The organism is Aerococcus sp. Group 1, from assembly GCF_000193205.1.
Classification (GTDB): Bacteria; Bacillota; Bacilli; order Lactobacillales; family Aerococcaceae; genus Aerococcus; species Aerococcus urinae_A.
Map to the genome: position 1 here is coordinate 1,432,046 of NC_015278.1, position 21,729 is coordinate 1,453,774.

Annotated in this window: 20 protein-coding genes; 2 read left to right on the forward strand and 18 right to left on the reverse strand. The window is 41.8% G+C overall.

The features are described 5' to 3' along the window. Nucleotides 1-21 precede the first annotated feature (21 nt). The 16 genes from HMPREF9243_RS06720 to HMPREF9243_RS06795 form a co-directional block, all read right to left on the reverse strand. Complete coding sequence (locus HMPREF9243_RS06720; RefSeq protein ID WP_013668711.1) at nucleotides 22-573, reverse strand: DUF177 domain-containing protein; 552 nt, start codon at nucleotides 571-573, stop codon at nucleotides 22-24. 108 nt (nucleotides 574-681) lie between these two features. Continuing rightward, the gene (locus tag HMPREF9243_RS06725) at nucleotides 682-1,896 is read right to left on the reverse strand and encodes a nucleotidyltransferase family protein (protein WP_013669639.1); all 1,215 of its coding nucleotides are present in this window, start codon (nucleotides 1,894-1,896) and stop codon (nucleotides 682-684) included. Nucleotides 1,897-1,946: 50 nt separating this feature from the next. After that, the gene (locus tag HMPREF9243_RS06730) at nucleotides 1,947-2,705 is read right to left on the reverse strand and encodes a class I SAM-dependent methyltransferase (RefSeq protein ID WP_013668644.1); all 759 of its coding nucleotides are present in this window, start codon (nucleotides 2,703-2,705) and stop codon (nucleotides 1,947-1,949) included. Continuing rightward, nucleotides 2,695-3,072 (reverse strand): ribosome silencing factor, encoded by a 378-nt coding sequence (rsfS, locus tag HMPREF9243_RS06735; protein ID WP_013669212.1) that lies wholly within the window; start codon nucleotides 3,070-3,072, stop codon nucleotides 2,695-2,697. Before rsfS ends, HMPREF9243_RS06730 begins: the two co-directional genes overlap by 11 nt. Then, entirely contained in the window at nucleotides 3,069-3,680 is a 612-nt protein-coding gene (yqeK, locus tag HMPREF9243_RS06740) for a bis(5'-nucleosyl)-tetraphosphatase (symmetrical) YqeK (protein ID WP_013669530.1), read from the reverse strand. The genes rsfS and yqeK overlap by 4 nt, the downstream gene beginning before the upstream one ends. Continuing rightward, nucleotides 3,673-4,317, reverse strand: coding sequence for a nicotinate-nucleotide adenylyltransferase (locus HMPREF9243_RS06745; RefSeq protein ID WP_013669021.1), 645 nt, complete (start codon nucleotides 4,315-4,317; stop codon nucleotides 3,673-3,675). Before HMPREF9243_RS06745 ends, yqeK begins: the two co-directional genes overlap by 8 nt. A 3-nt stretch (nucleotides 4,318-4,320) precedes the next feature. Further along, complete coding sequence (locus HMPREF9243_RS06750; protein ID WP_013669958.1) at nucleotides 4,321-4,644, reverse strand: YhbY family RNA-binding protein; 324 nt, start codon at nucleotides 4,642-4,644, stop codon at nucleotides 4,321-4,323. A gap of 8 nt (nucleotides 4,645-4,652) precedes the next feature. Continuing rightward, nucleotides 4,653-5,765 (reverse strand): ribosome biogenesis GTPase YqeH, encoded by a 1,113-nt coding sequence (gene yqeH, locus HMPREF9243_RS06755; RefSeq protein ID WP_013668564.1) that lies wholly within the window; start codon nucleotides 5,763-5,765, stop codon nucleotides 4,653-4,655. After that, a complete protein-coding gene (locus HMPREF9243_RS06760) occupies nucleotides 5,758-6,288 on the reverse strand; it encodes a YqeG family HAD IIIA-type phosphatase (RefSeq protein ID WP_013669417.1) in 531 nt (176 codons plus the stop codon). Before HMPREF9243_RS06760 ends, yqeH begins: the two co-directional genes overlap by 8 nt. 125 nt (nucleotides 6,289-6,413) lie before the next feature. Further along, nucleotides 6,414-7,313, reverse strand: coding sequence for a homoserine kinase (gene thrB, locus HMPREF9243_RS06765; protein WP_013669543.1), 900 nt, complete (start codon nucleotides 7,311-7,313; stop codon nucleotides 6,414-6,416). Nucleotides 7,314-7,316: 3 nt separating this feature from the next. After that, the gene (locus tag HMPREF9243_RS06770) at nucleotides 7,317-8,597 is read right to left on the reverse strand and encodes a homoserine dehydrogenase (protein ID WP_013668985.1); all 1,281 of its coding nucleotides are present in this window, start codon (nucleotides 8,595-8,597) and stop codon (nucleotides 7,317-7,319) included. A gap of 17 nt (nucleotides 8,598-8,614) precedes the next feature. Further along, a complete protein-coding gene (locus HMPREF9243_RS06775) occupies nucleotides 8,615-10,129 on the reverse strand; it encodes a Mur ligase family protein (protein WP_013670127.1) in 1,515 nt (504 codons plus the stop codon). 122 nt (nucleotides 10,130-10,251) lie between these two features. Continuing rightward, nucleotides 10,252-10,479 (reverse strand): YkuJ family protein, encoded by a 228-nt coding sequence (locus HMPREF9243_RS06780; RefSeq protein ID WP_013669196.1) that lies wholly within the window; start codon nucleotides 10,477-10,479, stop codon nucleotides 10,252-10,254. Nucleotides 10,480-10,543: 64 nt separating this feature from the next. Continuing rightward, entirely contained in the window at nucleotides 10,544-11,752 is a 1,209-nt protein-coding gene (locus HMPREF9243_RS06785) for a glycosyltransferase (protein ID WP_013668624.1), read from the reverse strand. A 166-nt stretch (nucleotides 11,753-11,918) separates the two neighbouring features. Further along, nucleotides 11,919-13,643 (reverse strand): phosphoenolpyruvate--protein phosphotransferase, encoded by a 1,725-nt coding sequence (gene ptsP, locus HMPREF9243_RS06790; RefSeq protein ID WP_013669403.1) that lies wholly within the window; start codon nucleotides 13,641-13,643, stop codon nucleotides 11,919-11,921. A gap of 1 nt (nucleotide 13,644) precedes the next feature. Next, nucleotides 13,645-13,911 carry a phosphocarrier protein HPr gene (locus tag HMPREF9243_RS06795; RefSeq protein WP_013668503.1) on the reverse strand — a complete coding sequence of 89 codons (267 nt, stop codon included), beginning with the start codon at nucleotides 13,909-13,911 and terminating at the stop codon, nucleotides 13,645-13,647. Nucleotides 13,912-14,201: 290 nt separating this feature from the next. Between HMPREF9243_RS06795 and HMPREF9243_RS06800 the strand changes: the two genes are divergently transcribed. Both HMPREF9243_RS06800 and HMPREF9243_RS06805 read left to right on the forward strand, forming a co-directional pair. After that, nucleotides 14,202-16,391, forward strand: coding sequence for an ATP-dependent Clp protease ATP-binding subunit (locus HMPREF9243_RS06800; RefSeq protein WP_013669718.1), 2,190 nt, complete (start codon nucleotides 14,202-14,204; stop codon nucleotides 16,389-16,391). A 272-nt stretch (nucleotides 16,392-16,663) separates the two neighbouring features. Beyond that, nucleotides 16,664-17,884, forward strand: a complete 1,221-nt coding sequence (locus HMPREF9243_RS06805; RefSeq protein ID WP_013668470.1) for an IS110 family transposase — start codon at nucleotides 16,664-16,666, stop codon at nucleotides 17,882-17,884. Between the two features lie 497 nt (nucleotides 17,885-18,381). Here the strand turns inward: HMPREF9243_RS06805 and guaB are convergent, their stop codons facing one another. Further along, nucleotides 18,382-19,863, reverse strand: a complete 1,482-nt coding sequence (gene guaB, locus HMPREF9243_RS06810; protein ID WP_013669855.1) for an IMP dehydrogenase — start codon at nucleotides 19,861-19,863, stop codon at nucleotides 18,382-18,384. A gap of 276 nt (nucleotides 19,864-20,139) precedes the next feature. Further along, nucleotides 20,140-21,669 (reverse strand): peptide chain release factor 3, encoded by a 1,530-nt coding sequence (locus tag HMPREF9243_RS06815; RefSeq protein WP_049776776.1) that lies wholly within the window; start codon nucleotides 21,667-21,669, stop codon nucleotides 20,140-20,142. Between the last annotated feature and the right edge of the window lie 60 nt (nucleotides 21,670-21,729).

Sequence of the window (21,729 nt, forward strand, 5' to 3'; positions counted from 1 at the left end):
CACCTCCTAATTAGTTTCAGATTATGATTCAGAAGTATCATCGCTCAATAGATCCTTCAACTTGGCAAAGCGGGGATCGATTTGATTCGATTCTTTTTCTTCATTTTGAAATGAAGCTTCTGTCATTAAATTCCAATCGTCGCCAGATGGTAATTCTGTTGCTTCCAACTCATCAGGCGTCAATCGTTTAAGAGGGATATGTGTGATGATATTATCAACAATGGCCCTCCCCAAATCCACTGTATTATCCTCAAGTTCAATCACTAAGTTGTCCTCGTCTTGGACAAGTTCACTTTGCCAACCTGATTCAATATAGCGTTCTCGAATTGGAAACTGCATTGCCACATCTACCGGTTCAAGAGACCGTGAAGATGGGAGCGTTATAGTTAAAGCTATTTCTAATTGAGCCAATACTGTATGATCGTCGTATATCAAATACCCTTGAACCTCTACTGGTGATAAATCGAGGACTTCTTGATTTTTATTCATTAAATCATCTTTAAGGTCCAAGGTCTTATCAACCTTTAAGGGATCTTGGGCTTTTATACGGAGTTCTTGAAAAGACCATTTCATCATTGACCACCATTAAGCAACAAGAAAAATTATACCGATTTTCAATCGCTTTGTCAATGTTATTTCCTTGACAATCTTTTTCTCTACTTGCTCCCTTTCCACTATTTTTTATAACATGATCGGAGGATGAGCGAAAAGCTGACTTTCTTTACTTTTCATAACTACTTGCTGATAGATTTCATCCACACGAATCCATAAAGGCCAGGCCTTACTTTCATCCCTGCCTACACGGTTTATCATAGCATAAGAAGATGGATCTGTAATTTCTAAGCCTTTTAAATACTTTCTTCCCCTAGAATTGGCCCCCAAAAGATAGAGAGGTTGACGTTTTTTCAAATGATCCTGCATTTCCTGGTCAGAAACCCCTAAAAAAATCATCAAAAGCGCCCGTTGAATCCGGTATTTAGACCATTTTTTATTGGTAACCTGATTAAGAAAATCGGCATAGCAGGTCTCCTTCCGGGCGGCTTCGATAAAGTTTTTTTCAATGCCTTCGTAAACTTGATAATAGTCTGCCAGCTTATGACGGGATTCAGATAGGATTTTATAACGCAATAAGGGGTACAAAGCTGACCAGGAACTGTCATAATTGACTAATTCAAGCTTTTCCACCATTGCTTTGGGCATCAGCTGGTCAAGCTGATGGGGGTCTACCTGGTCCTCTAGCAGTGCCTTCCTAATACTGGTACTGGAAGCATAATTAGCCCCTGGGCTCATGTCTTGGTCTCGGTGCTGACTTCCTTGTCGCTTGATTGCGGTTAGGGTCATGGGCGCTTGATACTTAGCATTGGCCTTGGCATAAGAATAGGCTAATAAGACATTACTGTTATCAGTGAAATCGATCTTTAAATGCCTTAATTCAGGCACTTCCGCCACTAAATCAGCTAGGAGACTAATCGAGCTCTTGCCATAATTATTGGCATGAAAGGCTTCATTTTGCTGTTTCAAAGCCACAGTTTCTTCATGGTCACTCACCCATTGGGCTAATTTTTGGTAAGGTGCAAAATCCTCTAGCTCACTACCAAAAGCTAATTGCTGGCAGCCCAGTGCTTGTAGGCAACCCACCGCCCCTTCTGCGAAGAGGTCAGCCGGTTGAACAGCATACCAGAAGGGAAGTTCTATCACCAAGTCGCATCCATTTTTTAAAGCGACTTCCGCTCGTTGCCACTTAGAAAGCAAGGCGGCTTGACCCCTTTGGACATAATTGCCACTCATTATAGCAATGATAACTGTATCCGGTTGACGGCCCTTAAGCTGTTGGATCAGATAAGCATGGCCATTATGAAAAGGATTCCATTCTACAATCATTCCACAGACAGACATGTTAGGTTTACCTCCTTAACTCATTCAGTCTTCCCCTGGAAAATATCTACTTACTTTTTACAGGAAAAAAAGAGGCGGCGACTCTTTTGGCTAGGTTTATCTTGGCTAAAGTCTGCTGTGATTTGAATATCAGTAAAACCTGAGCTGAGTAAGGCTTCTTGATAGTTTTTTAGGGGCCAAATTTGTTCCTGATGGACTTCTTCAAAGCGCTGGTAAAGTTGACTGGCCTCATCCTTAACGAAGATATTCAATAAATGATCGATGGTATTAGGCCCCCTCAGCTGGTCACTTTGCCAGGTAAAAACAGCATCATCCCAGCTATCCACCCATTGAAAGTCAGGGTATATGCAATTCATCTGGTAAGAACTATGGATATCAAAAAGCAAGAGGCCACCCTTTTCTAAGGCCTCATAGCAAGCCTTAAAGGTAGCTTCTAAGTCAGCTAGACTGTCTAAGTAACAGATACTGTCACAAAAGATGGAAATCAGGTCATAGCTTGTCTCAGTTTTAAAACTGCGCATATCTGCTTGAAAATAAGGAACGTAAACCCCTGCCTCCTGCATCTCTGCTTGAGCAATGGATAACATTTCTTCAGACAGGTCCATGCCTGTCACATCATAGCCGGCCTTAGCCAGTTCCAGGGTTAAGCGCCCATCTCCGCAAGCCATATCCAAAATTTTTAGTCCTTCTTGATGAGTCAAGCGACTATGGACCTGATCTTCTAAATAATTCTGCCAGTTCTGGTAGAGGGTTTGGTCAAAAATTTGATGGTAGACTTCGCTAAACAAGGCATATTGGTTAGTCTTCATCATCATTTTCCAATAAAGCCGTTAAATTGACCAATGGCGCATCATTCCACAATTTTTCAATATTATAATGACTACGTACTTCTTTATTAAAGACATGGACAATAACATCCACACAGTCAATTAATACCCAAGCATGGCCGTCTTTCCCTTCAATGCCTTTAACCGTATAGTCTGCTGCTTCAACAGCTTCCGCAATACTTTCCACAATGGCGTTGACTTGTCGGTCATTTTTAGCGCTAACAATAACGAAATAATCAGCCAGTGGAGTTAATTGGTTAACTTCTAAAGCGACAATGTCTTGCCCTAAACGATCATCAGCTGCCTTTACAATAAGCTCCATTAACGGACGATTTAATTGATTAGTCATTCACTCTTTCCTTTCTTATTAATCCAAGCATTATATACCGCTAAACTTTCAGGATAAATACTTTGTCCCTTGTCAAGCAGATGTTTTAGATTTTGCTTAATTTTATAATCCACTGCCAAATCAAGGGATTGCTCAGTTAAGGCCCGAGCTTGATCCACACCAGGAAAATCGCGGCCCGGCTCCATGTAGTCAGCTAAAAAGACTAACTTAGCAGTATCAGTCCAGTCAATACTTCCAGTGGTGTGCTTATAAATGGCATAATAAATTTCTAGATCGTGTAGGCCAAATTCATCCACAGCCTTCATCGCTGCCAGGGGGCCGTGCCAGATCGCATTACCATAGTTCACCCACTCTTCATCGAAACCAGGAAAATGGACATATGCCTTTAATGTGGCTAGGCTGTCTTCTTTGGCATAGTCATGGAGCAAGCCAGCTATCCCTGCCCGCTCCCAGTTCAACTGATATTTTTGGGCGAGTTCTATAGCGGTGGACTCCACCCGTAAACAGTGTTCGAAGCGATCCTTTGATAAATTATTCTTTAACGCCTTAATTAAGTCTTCACGACTAGCCACAATGTATTTGTGGGAATAACTTATTTCTTTAGTCACGATATAACCCTTCCTTATCAATATAGTCTCTGACCTCTTCAGGCAATAAGTAGCGGATGCTAGATCCCTTATGGACGCTTTGACGTATATAGCTTGAAGAAATATCAATTTGAGGACTATCGACATAGATAATATTATAATCACTCGGCATATCATAGCCAGGTCTTTGGACCCCGACAAAATGACAAAGCTGCAATAATTCTCCAACCCGGTACCACTTGGGGAGGTTTTCCACCATGTCACCGCCTATAATAAAATAATACTCATTGTCAGGGTGGAGAGTGGTCAAGATATCCATGGTATCGTAAGTATAGGATTTACCGGGACGATCCAGCTCAATTTTTTCTATTGCAAAGTGGTCATTTGCTTGGATGGCAAGGTCTAGCATGGCCAAACGTTTGTCGGCAGCAATGGTCTCCTTATGCTCGGCATGGGGCGGAAGATTGCTAGGCATAAAGTCCACGCGGTCCAGGCATAACTTTTCATAGACCTGTTCAGCCACCATCAAATGCCCCTGGTGAATGGGATTGAAGGTCCCCCCTAAAAGACCAATTCTTTTTTTAGCCGAACTGCTTTCCTGGGCTTCTTCAAGGACTTGGCAGCTGTAATCCCCTTGTCTTTGCCTATTCTCAGCCATTCATTACACTCCTTTATTTTTTAAGGCGCGAATTTCTTTCGATAGCTTTTGGTTCTTTTCCTCTGAGGAAGTCCGGTAAAGGACAATAGTGTGTCCGATACTATAAGCGAATTGAGGCGCTAGGGCCTGGTCAATGGCTTCAAGAGCTTGGTCGGTCTCAATCCCGGCATTTTGTAAAACTGAGATTTTAACTAGCTCTCTCTTCTCTAGAGCTTGGTCAATTTGTTCCATTAACTCATCTTTTAAACCGCTTTTTCCAATTTGCAAAATAGCCTTCTCATGATGAGCTGCTTTTTTGATTGCCTTTTTTTGTTTATTTATTAGCATATTTCCTCCTAAATAAGTGGTTTTCTTTGAAAAATATCGACTGCTTTAGGTGCATAAATAGCTACTTTTCCTGGTTTTTTGATACTTAGCCAACCTAGGCCAGCAATAACCAAATCACATGGCTCCTTAATGGTATAGACCTGACTAACCAGATCGGGAAATCGCTCGACTTCACTGGCACTTGGCGGAGTGAGTAAGTCTCCTTGGTGCTTGGCTAAGAATTCATCAGATCCTTCAGTTTTTCGACGGTGAATGTCCACTTGATTACTCAAGTAAACTGTTACCCCCTGTTTGGCTCCTTCTAAGTAGTCAAAGCGAGCCATTCCTCCTAGGAATAAACTCTGACCCGGATTTAATTGAAAGGTTCTCGGCTTTATCCGTTTTTGGGGGAGGATTTGCTCAATACTCTTATAATCCAGTAAAGTGGTCATTTGACTGTCCTTAAGAATACCAGGCGTGTCAATTAAGTCACTCGCTTCATCAAAAGGAATTTTTATCAAATCTAGAGTCGTTCCTGGAAATTGACTGGTGGTAATGACACTATCGCTAAAGCCTTGGGCCCTGAGCATACTGTTAATTAAGGTCGATTTCCCCACATTACTTACTCCGACAATGTAGACATTGCGGCCCTTGCGGTGTTGGTCAATAAAGCTAAAGAGATCATCTATGGCTTTATTTTTGACGGCAGAGGTTAGGAAGACATTTCTAGCTTTAAAACCTTGGTCCTTTAAATATTTCCTCAGCCAGGCTTCAATTTTACTGCTTTTGACATCACTAGGGAGCAGGTCAACTTTATTCGCTACAAATACAATATCATTATTTCCCACTAAACGTTCTAAGGCCGGAATAATGGTGGACTGTACGTCAAAAATATCAATGACATTGACGATTAAAGCATCGTCCTCACTGATCTCATGTAAAATCTGTCTAAATTCTGCTGGGGTCATTTGGACTTTTTCTAATTGGTTATAGTGGCGCAATTTAAAACAGCGCTGGCAATAGAGGTCGCCACTTTCTACCCCCTTATCATAGGCACTTTTTGGAGTATAGCCTCGCTCCTTGGGCTGGTCTGTTTGCAAGCTCGCTCCACAACCAATACAATAAAGGACTTCCTCAGTCAATCCGATCCCTCCACTTTAATTCTGAATAGCGTCTTTTTAGTCCATTAAAGACAAAGCTTTCGATACGACGGTTTATCCGCGTGACTACACTATCACTGTTGGTCACCGGTCGGACCAAGACACTGCGCAAGCCTTGCCGGTTGGCCACAAAAATATCAGTCAATAGCTGGTCGCCAATGATAATAACTTCTTCTTCTTTTAAGCCGGAAATTTTCAATAAATGTCTTATTCCCTTGCGAAAGGGTTTAAAAGCTGCTGAATAGTATGGAACTTGTAATTGATCTGCGACATGTTTTACCCGCTGTTCATTGTTATTGGATAAAATCATAACCTCAATGCCATTTTCTTGCATCTCTTTAACCCATTCAATCAATTCCTGGGTAGCATCCGGAAAATCCCAGGCAATTAAGGTATTATCTAAATCAGTTATTATCCCTTTCACACTCAAGCTCTTTAGGGCTTGGGGAGAAATGGAATAAATTGTATCTACCAACCAGGTCGGTAGGAAGTAGTCTGTGAGCATATCCCTCTCCTCTCTACATTTCTTATATTATAGCATAATCATTGACATTGATAATTGATTGGTTCTTTTAAATAGAGGAAAACACGACTTCTAAAACTAGCGGCTAGAAGTCGTGTTTAAGCATATTATTCAAACTCATCCAGGGTTTTCACTTCTTCAAAGCGACTCCCCTTATCATCAATAGCAAGGTCATAGAGGCTGGCCTCTTCAAGGCTAGCCTCCAGTAAGTCCTTAATTCCTTGACTATGGGAAGCCTGGACCATAGTCATGACGGTAGGACCTGCTCCACTAAGATAAGTGCCATAGACTCCAGGAACGCCCTTTAAAAGTTGACGCACTTGTTCTAATTCAGGCACTAAGCTCTTGCGATAAGGCTCGTGGAAATAGTCCTGTTCCATTAAACGGCCCGCATCATCCAGATTACCTTCCATTAACTTGGAAACGAGAACATTTCCCATTCCATTGGCCCGAACAGCATCAGCGTATGACAGGCGGTCGGGTAGGACTTCGCGAGCTTTTTTGGTTGATAGTTGATAATGAGGCACGGTTGCGATTAGGCGAGTATTAGGAAAGACTTCCTTAGACCAAATCACTTCTTCCGAACCGATAGCCACTCCAATCACTAGTCCACCTGCTAAACAAGGAGCAATATTATCAGGATGCCCTTCGATTTTATTGGCTAAATTGATTTTGTGGCTAAGTGACCACTGGAATTGATTGAGATAATCAACAATTTCAATAGCAGCAACAATGGCACTGGAACTGCTCCCTAGGCCACGTGTGATGGGAATCTGACTGTGCATATATAATTGTTGGGGCGGTGTTTGGGGGGCAAGATCGAGAATAGTTTTTATCAATAGGTTATTCTCATCAGTTGGGACATCATCCCCCAGGTTATGTCTAATTTCCCATTCTTGACTAGGGCCGATAAGATCTACTCTCAAATACAGGTCGACAGCCACCCCGACCGAGTCAAAACCTGGGCCTAAATTGGCTGAAGTGGCAGGAACTATAACACGCTGCATGCTTTAGTCCTCCTTCTCTTCATTAAAAATAGGGTAGGAAGCCAATAATTCCACTCCTTGAGCGTTTTCAAGCTGCTTGGCAATTGCTTGATGAGAAGAATAGCTTCCTGGACTGGTTAAAATATACAGCATTCCCTCTTGGTAATTCCCCAAGTGGTTGATAGAGATTCCTTCTTGGTTGAGAAGATCGAGCAGGGTCTTTAGGCCTTGACTCTGGTCCTGGATGGCTAAACGATAGTAATAAGGATAGTTGGCTTGGGCAGACAAGTGGACCTTTTCATCTAAACGATAATTAGCAAAGACTTGGTAGTCATCATCTTCCTGGTTCTTAGCGACTTGGATGATATCACTCACAACAGCAACCCCTGTTGGCAACTCGCCGGCTCCGGGACCGTAAAACATCATTTCTCCCCCAGCCTTGCTCTTGGTATAAACAGCATTCATCTCTTGCTTAACCATGGCTAATGGATGTGACTTTTCTAGTAGAAAGCTTTGCACTTCACAAGCAAATTTTTCTCCTTGACGGTCGAGGACTGCCAAGGATTTAATCACGTAACCTAAATTCTTAGCGATCTCTATATCCACCGCATTTAAGTCACTAATCCCTTTGATCATCACATCATCTAAATTGAGACTAATACCAAATCCCATCTTGGCGAGGATAACCGCCTTACGCCCAGCATCAAGGCCATCAACATCGGCACTAGGATCAGCTTCAGCAAAACCGAGTTTCTGAGCTTTAGCTAAGGCTTCTTGGTAGCTAGACCCATTTTCGGTCATTTCACTAATAATAAAGTTAGAGGTTCCGTTTAGAATCCCTAATATTTCAGTGACTTCATCGCCAGCAAAACTATTGCGTAAGGTGTTTAAGATAGGGATGCCACCAGCGACCGCCGCCTCGAAGCGTAAGTCAAGTTCCTTAGTTTCAGCGAGTTGACTTAAGGCAGCTCCATGTTCACAAATAAGGTCCTTATTGGCAGTAACCACCGCTTTGCCTGCTTGAAGAGCGCCTTCAATACATTGCTTGGCAAAATCTATGCCACCCATAACTTCAACCACAATATCAATGTCAGGGTCAGCAATAATCTCCTGATAATCAGTAACAATCTCAGCCTGACTAGAAAATTCTTCGGTGACTTTTTCGGGGCTTCTGACAAAGATCTTTTTTACTTCAAGGGCATGGTGGAGTTGGCTGGTAATTTTGGCCTGATGATCGCGCAAAACGCGGAATACACCCTGACCAACTGTTCCTAGACCTAAAATAGCTATCTTCTTACTTACCATACTTGCCTCCTTCTTATCTAATGCTTGGGTATTTCTTCTAAAGCCTGCTTCACATAATAGCGATCGGTTGGGTAAGCTTGGTCGACACCATTAATTTTCATGGTATCTTCATCCCCCTTACCAGCAATCAAGACCACGACCTCTCCATCATAAGCAGAAGCTTGTTGAAAAGCATAGTCAATCGCTTGGGGACGATTAGGGATAATTTTTGCCTGGCGCTGAGCCGCTTGAATGGGTTGGTTGATTTCTTGGCATATTTTTTCCACTGATTCAGTCCCAGGGTCATCCATGGTGAGGATAATTTCATCCGCATATTGGGCGGCGACTTCCCCTAAATCCTTGCGTCTAGAAATTGCTTTGTCCCCTGCAGAGCCAAAGACCACAATGCTATGGGCCTTAGGATACATTTGTCGGCTTGCTTCAAAAAGTTTTTCTAGGCTCAATTTATTGTGGGCGAAGTCAACGATAGCATGGATGCGTTTATCCGTAGAATGATAGACTTCCATCCGACCTTCAGTTTGTGCTGCTTGTAAGGCTTTTTTTATGATTTCATAGGGAACTTGGTAGTAGCGAGCAATCGCAATAGCGACTAGGGCGTTTTCTACATTAAACCGGCCCAGCATCTTCATCCGGATTTCTCCTTCAAAGTCAGGAGCATGTAAGACAAAGTGTTGTTGATCAGACCCAGACACAATATTCTTAGCCAGATAATCGGCCTTTTCATCCTTAGTCGAAACCGTCACAATTTTCTTGACCGTTTTTGAGTCGCTTGCCCTTTGATAAATTCGGTCGATATGGTCAGCGTCTAAGTTAATCACCGCCAACTGACTTTGGTCAAAAAGCTTAAGCTTACTCATAAAGTAATCTTCGAAATTGGGATGCTCGCTTGGCGAAATATGGTCCGTGGAAATATTCAGAAAAGCTCCGACTTCAAAGGGAACTTCTGCTACCCGGTGATACTTGAGAGCCTGACTGGAGACTTCCATAGTCATAAAGTCGATTGCTGACTCGCGGACATGGTTAAAGCGATAGAAAAGTTCAAGGGACTCGGGCGTGGTTAAGTGGGATTCTCCTTGGTCAACTCCATCATAATAACTTGAGGAAGACAGATAGGCAGTTGGCTCCTTTCCTAAGCTTTCCTGATATAAATCAAGAATCTTAGTTAAATAGAAGGTAGTCGTTGTCTTCCCCTTAGTTCCCGTAATCCCAGTTAGGTGAAAGGCTTGGTAAGGGGCTTGGTAAAAGAAATCCGCAATAATGGGCATGGCTAAACGGATATCTTCCACTTGTATAAGGTATAGATCCAGGCCATAGTCCTGCTCACTCACATAGGCAATGGCTCCTAAAGCTTGGGCTTGTTCTAAATAAGCAGGCTTAAAGTGAGCTCCCTTGCAGAAGAATAAGGTTCCTTCAGAAACCGCTTTGGAATTGTAACTTAAGTTTTGGACGGACGCCTGGCTCGTTAGCAGCGGACTCTTTAATTGCCCTCGTTCATCAAGTAGGCGACATATCTCCCTTAATGTCTTTTTCATAATTGCCTCACTTTCTCTTCTGAATTTTCATTATACACTAAGTCAACTTTGTTTAACAAGATCAGGCCAATGTCCAGCTACAGAAAAAGCCTGGACAATCTCCAGGCTGTTTGTTAGTCAAATTATTGAATGAGGTCATAAATCTCCATAGCGGCTAGGTCGATGTCATCAAATTGAAAAGTTTGATCTACCCCATGCTCGATTAATAGAAAGCTTTCACTTTCACGATCATAGCGCACCATGCATCGTTCCTCGCCCTCTTTTTCAAATCGTCTCACTTCAATATCTGATCCCTCTTCAAGCATGGCCTCAAGTCGAGAAATAATCGCTTTTAGTTGTGAAGCTTGCATTTTCTGTCCCCTTTCATTACTCTTGTTTCATTTTAACAAAAAGTCATGAAATGAAAAGGAAAAATTATTGAAAGGGCCAGATATTTTCGGAAATTTTCTCAAAAAGGCTAGTATCGTCATCTTCCATCTGACTTTCTTGCTTTCTTATTAAAGAGGTATACAAGGCATAGACCCGTTCATAAAAAGTCTGGGCAGAAATTTCCTGCTCTAAGCGCTTGAAGGCTTGACAATTTTCAGAAGTTGACTCTGCTAAGGCAAGCACTGCCTGGCTGAACTGGTCAACCCGGTCGAGTAATTTACCAATCGGAGCTGTCCGATTTAAGTTAAGTAAATAGTCATTCTTCATAGCTACGATAGGCAGGTGATTGCCAATGGCCTCGATAAAGGTAATTCCCTGGGTCTCAGTCACGGATAAATTCACATAAATATCAGCGATTTGATAATAGCCGTTAATTTCTTCATGGGGAACCATCCCAGTAAAAATAACTGCATGACTTATCTTGAGTTCTTGGCTAAGGGCCATTAGGTGGTCTTTTTCCGGTCCATCACCGACTATCAGTAGTCGAGCCTGGGGAATAAGTTCCAGAAGTTGAGCCATCTGCCGAATTAAACTATCTAAATTCTTCTCTTGGGCAATTCGGTTAACCGTGATAAGAACCAGCTGGTCATCCGCAAGCCCCAGCTCATCCTTTAATTGTTGGCGGTCTGCCTTTGCTAACTGCTTTGAGAAACGGACACCGGACGGTATGACTTCAATCGGGCGCTCAACACCGTATTCCTGTAACACTTGGCGGATCATTTGGCTAGGAGCAATAACCGTATTGGCTAATTGACAAAAATAACGGGTATAGGACTTAACCGCCGCCTTAGGCACTAAGTGACCATTTAAGATATAATGCAGGTAATTTTCATACCAGGTGTGATAAGTGTGCACAATTGGTAAACGCAAACGGTGGGCCACCATGACGCCAAAAATCCCCATGGTAAACTCGGTATGGGTATGGATGATATCTAAGTCTAATTCTTTGGCCTTCTTATAAATCGGTCGCAAAGTTGTCACCGCCACCCGACGTTCTTTAAAAAAGAGAAAGGGAATGGATTCGTACCTAAATATTCCTTCTTCCGCTTGATCCTCTTTCACCTTAGGATCTGTCGTGGTGAAAATATAAACTTGGTGGCCGGCCTTGGTCAATTCTTCTTTTAAGGTCTGAATTGAGCTAGCCACCCCACTCGTTTGTGGAAAATAAGTATCCGTAAAAAAGCCGATCTTCATTTTCCTCTCCCCTCATTATCATCTACTATTAAGCTGTGTAGAGTACTTTTATTTTAGCACAGGTCAGAGTGAATACCAATCCAAGAAAAAAAGTGCTGGTATGATTGAATCACTCTCCTTCACTGAAGGCAGTATTCATTACCAGCACTTAATCAGTTTATTCTTTTTAGTCTAACTTAGAGACATAGTCATGAACCATTTCGGCCACTTCTTCTGAACTGGTCTTTTCATTCATGGCTTTGTGAGCTAATTCTTCACATTCCTTAGAATCTAAGCGAGCCATTAGGGAACGCGATTTAAGAATTGAAGTTGCGCTCATAGAGAATTCATCTAAGCCCATACCAACAAGTAGTGGGATAGCAGTTTGATCACCAGCTACTTCCCCACACATACCGGTCCATTTACCTTCTTTGTGACTAGCTTGAATCACATAGTTAATCAGGCGTAGTACGGCTGGGTTATAGGGTTGGTAAAGGTAAGAGATATTATTATTCATCCGGTCAGCCGCCATGGTGTATTGGATCAAGTCGTTGGTACCTATACTAAAGAAGTCAACTTCTTTGGCAAATTGATCTGCTAAAACAGCTGCTGCTGGGATTTCAATCATAATCCCTACTTGGATGTTATCTGCGACTTCAACGCCCTCGTCAATTAATTTTTGACGTTCTTCCTCATATAGGGCTTTGGCTTGACGCCATTCTTCTAAAGTGGCTACCATTGGGAACATAATGCTTAATTTCCCATAAGCGGAAGCACGTAGAAGTGCCCGTAATTGGGTCCGGAACATATCCGTTTCTCTTAAGCAAATCCGGATAGCACGGTAACCCAAGAAAGGATTCAACTCTTCTGGTAAGGGTAAATAAGGGAGTTTCTTATCCCCACCAATATCCATAGTCCGGATAACCACATTCTTACCATTAAGAGATTCTAAAACTTCCTTATAAGCTTCAAACTGTTCTTCTTCAGTTGGGAAGTGGTCTGAATCCATATAGAGGAACTCTGTCCGATAAAGTCCCACACCTTCAGCCCCATTTTCATGGACACCAGGTAGGTCTTTTGGTGAACCGATATTGGCAACAATTTCAAACTGTTTACCATCTTTGGTTAGAGAATCCGCATCTTTTAAGCTTTCCCATTCAAGTTTTTGTTTTTGATAAGCCTTAGCTTTGTCCTTATAGCTATCAACAGTGGCTTGGTCTGGATTAATTAAAACTTCCCCTTCAAATCCGTCGACGATGACTAAGTCACCATCACTAACCGCTTCTGAAGCAGAAGTGGTCCCAACAACAGCAGCAACTTCTAAGCTACGAGCCATAATTGCTGAGTGGGATGTCCGTCCTCCAATATCAGTAACAAATCCTTTAACATATTTGTTTAATTGTGCCGTATCACTCGGAGTTAAATCAGGAGCAATAACAATTGCATCCTCATCAATTAAACTCAAGTTAGGAATTTTTGCACCGATTAAATGCGCGATCAGCCGATCGGTAACATCTTTAATATCCGCTGCACGTTCTTGCATATAAGGATTATCTTCCATGGCCTTGAAGATAGCAATAAAGCCATCAGCCGTTTGGCGCACAGCAGTTTGAGCATCAAGATTTTCATCTTTGATTTTTTGTTGGTAAGTCGCGATCATTTCTGGGTCATCTAGCATTTGTAAATGAGCATCAAAAACGCCTGCTTCTTCTTCAGATAGACGTTCTTGAGCAATCACTTTTATCTTAGCAATCTCAATACGACTATCGTCAATAGCCTTAGTTAAGCGGTCAATTTCCGCATCAGCATCTTCTACTTTTCCTTCTTCAAAGGATAAGTCAGGTTGTTCCAAAAGAAAGGCCTTAGCAATGGCGTAACCATCACTAGCCCCAATTCCTTTCAACTTTTCCATGTTATTCTGACAACCCTTCACTTTTCATGGTTTCTTGAATAGCTGCCATTGCTTCTTCTTCATCTTCACCTTCAACAGAGATGGTTACATCTGCACCTTGGCCTACTCCTAAGGACATTACACCCATGATGGATTTCAAGTTAACAGATTTACCTTTATATTCTAAGTTAATATCAGATTTAAATTTGCTTGCAGTTTGCACAAGTAAGGTTGCTGGACGAGCATGGATACCAGTTTCTGCAGTAATATTAAAGTCTTGAGTTTTCATTATTATAATCTCCTTTTTTTAAATCTACGTAATTTGACGACTTTCCCAACTATCGCTTAAAAGAAAAGAAAACCGTTACATTAATAATGTACCATTTTTTAAGCATGGTGACAACTACTTAATTAAATTCTCCTTGGCTTTAGCATGGGAAAACAAGCTTTATGACTTGAATGTCAAACATGGTCAATGTATAATAACTATTGAAGGTCAATGTTTATCAAAAAGGTGTTTTTACAATACATGTATATTAAAAATATTGGCCAATTTCTTAAGAAAGGAGCGTGGCACTATTGAAATGCCAACGTTGTAACCAACGCGAAGCTGCCATTCACATGTATGCGAATATTAACGGTCAAAGGCAGGCCATTAACCTTTGCCAACCTTGTTATGCAGAGATAATTCGCAACCAATCTCAAGCTGGGAAAAGCAATAATGACAATAATTCATGGGGAAACCTCTATGAGCTTCTTAGACAAATGCAAGATAAAGGGCCCCATAATGCTAACGGCCAAGAGCCTCCCCACCATCCTAATGATGGCCAGGGAAATAGCTTGTTGGCTAATTATGGAACCAACATGACTGAATTGGCTCGCCAAGGCAAGTACGACCCGGTAATTGGCCGTGACCAAGAAATAAATCGGGTAATCGAAATTCTCAACCGTCGAACCAAAAATAATCCTGTCCTCATCGGAGAAGCTGGTGTAGGTAAGACGGCAGTTGTGGAAGGTTTAGCCCAAAAAATAGTGGCTAAAGAAGTTCCTGAAAAGCTACAAAATAAGGAAGTTATTAGTTTAGATGTGGCTTCCTTAGTCCAAGGTACTGGGGTTCGGGGCCAATTTGAAGAAAAAATGCAAGCCCTGATTAAAGAAGTCTCTTCCAATCAATCAATCATTCTATTTATTGACGAAATCCATGAAATTGTGGGGGCAGGAACAGCCGATAATTCATCAATGGATGCTGGCAACATCTTAAAACCTGCCTTGGCCCGGGGCGAAATGCAATTAGTTGGGGCAACAACCCTAAATGAATTCCGTCGTATCGAAAAAGATGGCGCACTGGCTCGCCGCTTACAACCGGTTCAAGTGGATGAGCCTTCGGTGGAAGAAGCCATCACTATTATCAAGGGTCTAGCCGACCAATACCAAAAATTCCACCATGTTCACTTTACTGACCAAGCCTTAGAAGCAACGGTTACCCTGTCTAATCGTTATATCCAAGACCGGCAATTACCTGATAAGGCCATCGACCTACTTGATGAAGCGGGCTCTAAGAAAAACTTAACCATTCCCTTCTTGGATAAGGAGGCCTTAGAAGATCAGATTCAAGAATTAGAAAAATTAAAGGAAATGGCTACCGATGCGGAAGACTATGAGAAGGCGGCCTATTACCGCGACCAATTAAAGAAATATAAGGATATGGCCGCTAATAATGAAGCTGTTGTTGAACAAGTCCCAACGATCACCGTCGAAGACATCGAAGAATTAGTGGAAGCTAAAACCGGTATCCCCGTTGGCCAGTTACAAGACCAAGAACAAAGCAATTTATTGCAACTTGAGGATGAACTCAAGGAGACAATTATCGGCCAAGATCCTGCTGTCGAAAAAGTATCAGCAGCAATCCGGCGTAACCGTGTGGGCTTCCACCCAGGTAATAAACCCATTGCTTCCTTCCTATTTGTGGGGCCAACGGGTGTCGGCAAGACAGAATTAGCCCGTCAGCTTGCTAAGCAACTCTTTGGTAGTGAAGAAGCAATGATCCGCTTTGACATGTCTGAATACATGGAAAAACACAGTGTCTCTAAGATGATCGGTTCACCACCCGGCTATGTCGGCTATGACGAAGCTGGCCAATTAACCGAGCAAGTCAGACGGCAACCTTATTCCCTCATTCTCTTAGATGAAGTGGAAAAAGCCCATCCTGATGTTCTCAACCTCTTCCTACAAATCATGGAAGACGGTCGACTTACTGATGCACAAGGTCGGACGGTTTCCTTTAAAGATACCCTTATCATCATGACTTCCAATGCCGGAACGGGTAACGTTGAAGCTAGCGTCGGTTTTGCCGCTAGTCAACAAGGGAAAAACCAATCTGTCTTGGACCAATTGGATAATTACTTTAAACCTGAATTCATGAACCGCTTCGACGGCATCATCGAATTCCAACCGCTGACCAAGGAAGAATTGATTCAAATTGTCGACCACATGCTCACCAGCATGAACAAATTACTCAAGGGACAAAAAATCTGCATTGCCATTGACGACCAAGTGAAAGAAGCTATTGTTGAACTAGGCTATGACCCCAAACTGGGTGCCCGCCCATTAAGACGGGTCATCCAAGAACAAATTGAAAACCAAGTCGCGGACCTATACTTAAAGGATCCAAGCATTAGCTATGTCCACTTTAGCGTGGATGATTCTGGCAACATTGTTGTTAATGAGAGTGAAAATAGTCAGGCCATTGAAGAAGCAGACGTCGATTGATCAAATAGTTCTTTTTACAAACATACTAAGATTAGCTCGAAGGTAAATCGACGGATTTATCTTCGAGCTATTTCTATTTTCAGATATAGTGTAAGTGAAAGGATAATCCGGACAAACTCTCAAGGGCTAGGAGCCCGAATTAAAAAACGGATTCTTTCACTCTTGTTTTTAATTTTGGTTTAAGTATGTTGAGCTGTGAGCTCGTGTTTAGGAAATTAGGATAAGAACAATGAAGTGAAAATCTTTCAAACCATTACGAAAGGAAGCTAGAAATGACTAAGTATTTATATGCATTTGATGTTTCCAAAGGAAAAGCGACACAAGTTCTGTATAAAAATAATAGATGTATTGAGGAAAGCCTTTTGGAATTCACTCGTAAGGGATTTGAAGAACTGTTACAGAATATCCAACAGATCTCTGGGGAAGTGACTCTTGCTTTTGAAACGACAGGTATCTATTCAAAGCCACTTGAACGATTTTGTCACAAAAATCATTTAACTTACCACAGTTTGAATCCTTTAGAAGTGTACAATCGAACTAATGGTTTGACATTAAGAAGAAATAAAACAGACCAAGCAGATGCTCATAAATTGGCACAAATCATGTCAATTTTTAACTTTCAACCTTCGGTAAGGAAAGAGCTTCGCTATGAAGAAATGAAGCGCATGAATGCTTATTATTTAGAACTACAAGAAGGTATCGACAGACTCTATGTTAAGTTTTTAGAAGGTATCTATCTTTGCTTTCCTGGTATCGAAAAAGTTTTCTCTAAATTAAAAAATGAATTTGCTTTAACTATTATTGAAAAATACCCACATCCCGACTATGTGCTAGAAACCTCTCGAACAGTCATCAAAAATATATTGAAAAAGTCAACATTAAAAAATATCTCTAAGCAAAGAGCTTTTCAAAAAGCTGATCAAATCATTGAGTGTGCAGCTTCTTCCTATCCTTCTGTCCATAAGGACAGTTTTTATTGTCAGGTGCTCAGTTTTTATGCCGCACATCTAAAAAATTTAATTAATCAAAAAGAACTTATTCAAGATAAGATGATTGCTTTGGGACGTCAGTTTTCTGAATTTATAATTTATGCCAGTGTACCAGGGATTGGGCAACTGTCGGCTTGTCAGTTAATTGCAGAATTAGGTGATTTATCCCGATTCGAGAACCACAAACAATTAAATGCCTATGTCGGAATTGATATTAGACGCTATCAATCAGGTAAATTTATAGGCCGAGACCATATCAACAAACGTGGAAATAAAAAAGCTAGAAAAATACTTTATATCATTATTACCAATATGATTCGCGCCCAGAGACATGCGCCAAATCATATCGTTGATTATTACTATACAAAAAAACAGCCACCCTTTAATAAATGCCATAAGGTAGCTGTTATAGCGTGTATGAATAAGCTGCTTAAATGCCTATACGCGCTATTCAATCATCATACGAAGTATGATTATGAATTAAATGCCTCTCACCGCAACTAATTCATTTTTATAGTAACTAAAATTTTTAAAAGTCTCAATACAGAGGCTTATTTAGCATGCCAAATTTTCCGTAGAATATTCAAAAGATTAAATTTCTAAATAACACTATATATATTTAGTAACTTTATACTGATTTTTACTTGACTAATCGTAGGAAAGAGAGTGTGACAAAAGTCAAAAGAGCCCTGAAGAGCTACGCATACTATATCTGTACTCGCTCTTCGCTTCAAACAGCTATAGCAACTGGAACAAACGATATGCGATAGGCGCAAGCCTATCGCACATCGTTCGTAGTTGGGTTCGACTTGGCAGGCTTGGATGATTGGAGCAAGTCTCACACCCTGTATGAAGTGGACGTCAGGGCTGACTTTTGGAATAGGTTTTGATTAGATAGTTAGTATTTTGAAAAGGAGTTGGGACAAAGCCTAACTCCTTTCTTTGTGTTTAAATTAATAGCTTTTTTATTAAAGCGCTAATCAAGCACCTATTTAAGTGGTTTAACCGCGTGAATAGTTAGGAGCTTCCTTAGTGATTTGAACATCATGGGGATGGGATTCCACTAGGCCAGCCGAACTGATGCGGACAAATTGACCATTTTGGCGTAAGTCTTCCACATTGTGAGCACCGCAATAGCCCATTCCTGACCGTAAGCCACCCACCATCTGATAAACGATACCACTAACAGGCCCTTTATAGGAAACTCGGCCTTCGATACCTTCGGGTACCAATTTATTGGCTTCATTCACTTCACCTTGGAAGTAACGGTCGGCCGACCCTTTTTTCATGGCAGCCATACTCCCCATGCCACGGTAAGTCTTGAAGCGTCTGCCTTGATAAATTTCCATTTCACCAGGGGCTTCATCAGTACCTGCTAACATAGAACCTAGCATCACCGCATGACCACCAGCTGCCAGGGCTTTCACGATGTCCCCAGAATACTTGATACCTCCATCGGCAATTATGGTTTTACCAAATTCATTAGCTACTTGAGCCGCATCGTAAATGGCGGTTAATTGGGGCATCCCTACCCCAGCGACCACCCGGGTAGTACAAATGGAACCCGGTCCAATCCCTACTTTAACCACGTCCACGCCTGCTTCAAACAGGGCCCGGGTGCCTTCAGCTGTAGCCACATTACCAGCAATAATGGTGAGCTTGGGATAAGTTTGACGGACTTCCTTGATTTTATTCAAGACGCCTTGAGAGTGACCATGAGCCGTATCAATCACAATAGCATCGACCTCTGCTTCAGCTAAAGCTTGAACCCGACGGAAGGTATCAGAAGTCACTCCCACAGCCGCAGCGCACAATAAACGGCCACTGTCATCCTTAGCCGCATCCGGATAATTTCTTACATTAGCTAAATCCTTAAAAGTAATTAAGCCGGACAGATTCCCCGCTTCATCGACGAGAGGTAGCTTTTCAATCCGGTGACTTTGTAAAATTTCTTCAGCCGCTTCTAAACTGGTACCGACAGGAGCAGTGACTAAATTATCCTTAGTCATGTAGTCAGCAATTTTTCGCGAGCTATCAGTAACAAAGCGCTTATCGCGGTTAGTAATAATCCCCACTAGCTTATGGGAGCTTTGGCTTTCCACAATGGGAACACCAGAAATGTGGTAAAGGCTCATTAATTCTTCCGCTTCTCTGACGGTACTATCAGGATAAAGATAAAAGGGATTAGTAATCACACCACTTTCTGAGCGTTTAACCTTTCTAACCTCACCCGCTTGGTCATCAATGGTCATATTTTTATGGATAACTCCCATACCGCCTGAACGTGCCAAGGCGATGGCCATTTCTGACTCAGTTACAGTATCCATACTTGCCGAGAGTATCGGAACGTTTAAACGTATATTATCAGCTAATTGAACACTAACATTGACCTGGTCAGGAACAATATCACTCGCTTGGGGTATCAGTAATACATCATCAAATGTTAGTCCTTCTTTAACAAATTTATTTTCCCATTGATTCATGAAGCCAAAACTCCTTTTTTTGATATTTTATATTGATCCCTAATATAGCACAAGTAAAGGCAAAAATACATACATTTTTAACAATCATCGGTTAAAATATACGTTTTATAAGCAATTTAACAGAAAATAAAACCCCTTTCCACCAAATTTCAGTGTTTTTGGTGAAAAAGGATCATTAACAAACTAACTATAACTGTTCAACTATTCAAAAACAAAGAGGGCTGATAAATAGCCTATTGGGGCTGCTATTGCCTTTTTTGCTCACTTGTTCGATTCCTATAACAAGGATTCTAATTGCACATCAGGATATTTTTGTTGGAACCAATTTTCAGCAAATTGATTTTCAAAAAGAAAGACAGGTTGGTCGAAGCGGTCTTTGCAGAGCAAGTTACGACTCGATGACATGGAAGGATCCAGTTGATCTTCGGAAATCCAACGCGCAATTTTATTGCCCAAGGGTGTCATTTCCACTTCCGAATTGTATTCATTTAATAAGCGGTATTGGAAGACTTCGAATTGGAGTTGTCCGACTGCCCCTAAGATATACTCTTCGGTGTGCCAAGTTTTATAAAGTTGGATAGCCCCTTCTTCAACGAGTTGTTTAATCCCCTTATGGAAGGATTTTTGCTTCATAACATTCTTAGGACTCACCTTCATAAATAATTCTGGCGTAAATTGTGGGAGGGGTTTAAAGTTTACCTTGTGCTTGCCTGAATAGATGGAGTCTCCAATTTGAAAGTTTCCGGTATCATAAAGGCCAATAATATCCCCTGCCACTGCTAAACTAGCATGTTCACGAGTATCTGCCATAAAGCGCGTGGTATTATTCAGCTTTAACTTCTTATCCGTTCGAGCTACAGTGACATCCATGCCTTCATGAAACTCGCCCGAGCAAATCCGAACAAAGGCAATCCGGTCACGGTGTCGGGGATCCATGTTGGCTTGAATCTTGAAGATAAATCCGGTTAATTGTTCATCAAGAGGGTCAACTAAGTCCTCTTCTACTGTTTCAACCGCTTGGGGCGCGGGGGCAAAATCAACAAAGGCATCTAAGAAGGTTTGAACGCCAAAACCCGTTAAGGCAGACCCAAAGAAAACTGGCGTTAACTTCCCTGCTTGGATGGCCTCCGAGTCGAAAGGATTTCCGGCCTCATTTAAGAGTTGAGCATTCTCCACGGCCTCCTCATACCAAGGCGATTTTTTCACTTCATAATCCCCTTCAAGTTCACCATCTTCATTTAAAGGTAAGAAATCATTGCCGCCATTAGCTTCTGGGTGAGTCAATTCTAAGCGATTATTAAAGAGATCGTAGTTGCCTTGGTAGGTCTTTCCCATGCCCATGGGCCAGTTCATCGCATAGGCATCGATACCTAGGACTTCCTCTAGTTCACTAATCAGTTCCATAGGTTCACGGCCATCACGGTCTAATTTATTCATAAAGGTGAAAATTGGAATGCCCCGGTGGCTAGCCACTTCAAACAATCTCTTGGTTTGGGCCTCAATCCCCTTACCTGAGTCAACCACCATGACCGCAGCATCCACGGCCATAAGAGTTCGATAGGTATCCTCGGAAAAGTCCTCGTGGCCCGGCGTATCCACAATATTAATTTGGTAGCCGTCATAGTCCACCTGCATCACCGAACTGGTCACTGAGATCCCACGCTGTTGTTCAATCTTCATCCAGTCGGACTTGGCAAAGTGGCCACTTTTCTTGCCCTTAACCGTCCCTGCCTGGCGAATAGCTCCTGAATATAGGAGTAATTGTTCAGTAATAGTCGTTTTCCCGGCATCGGGGTGGGAAATAATGGCAAAGGTCCTTCTTTTTTTACTTCTTCTGCTCTATTCATGCATGACATCCTTTTTATA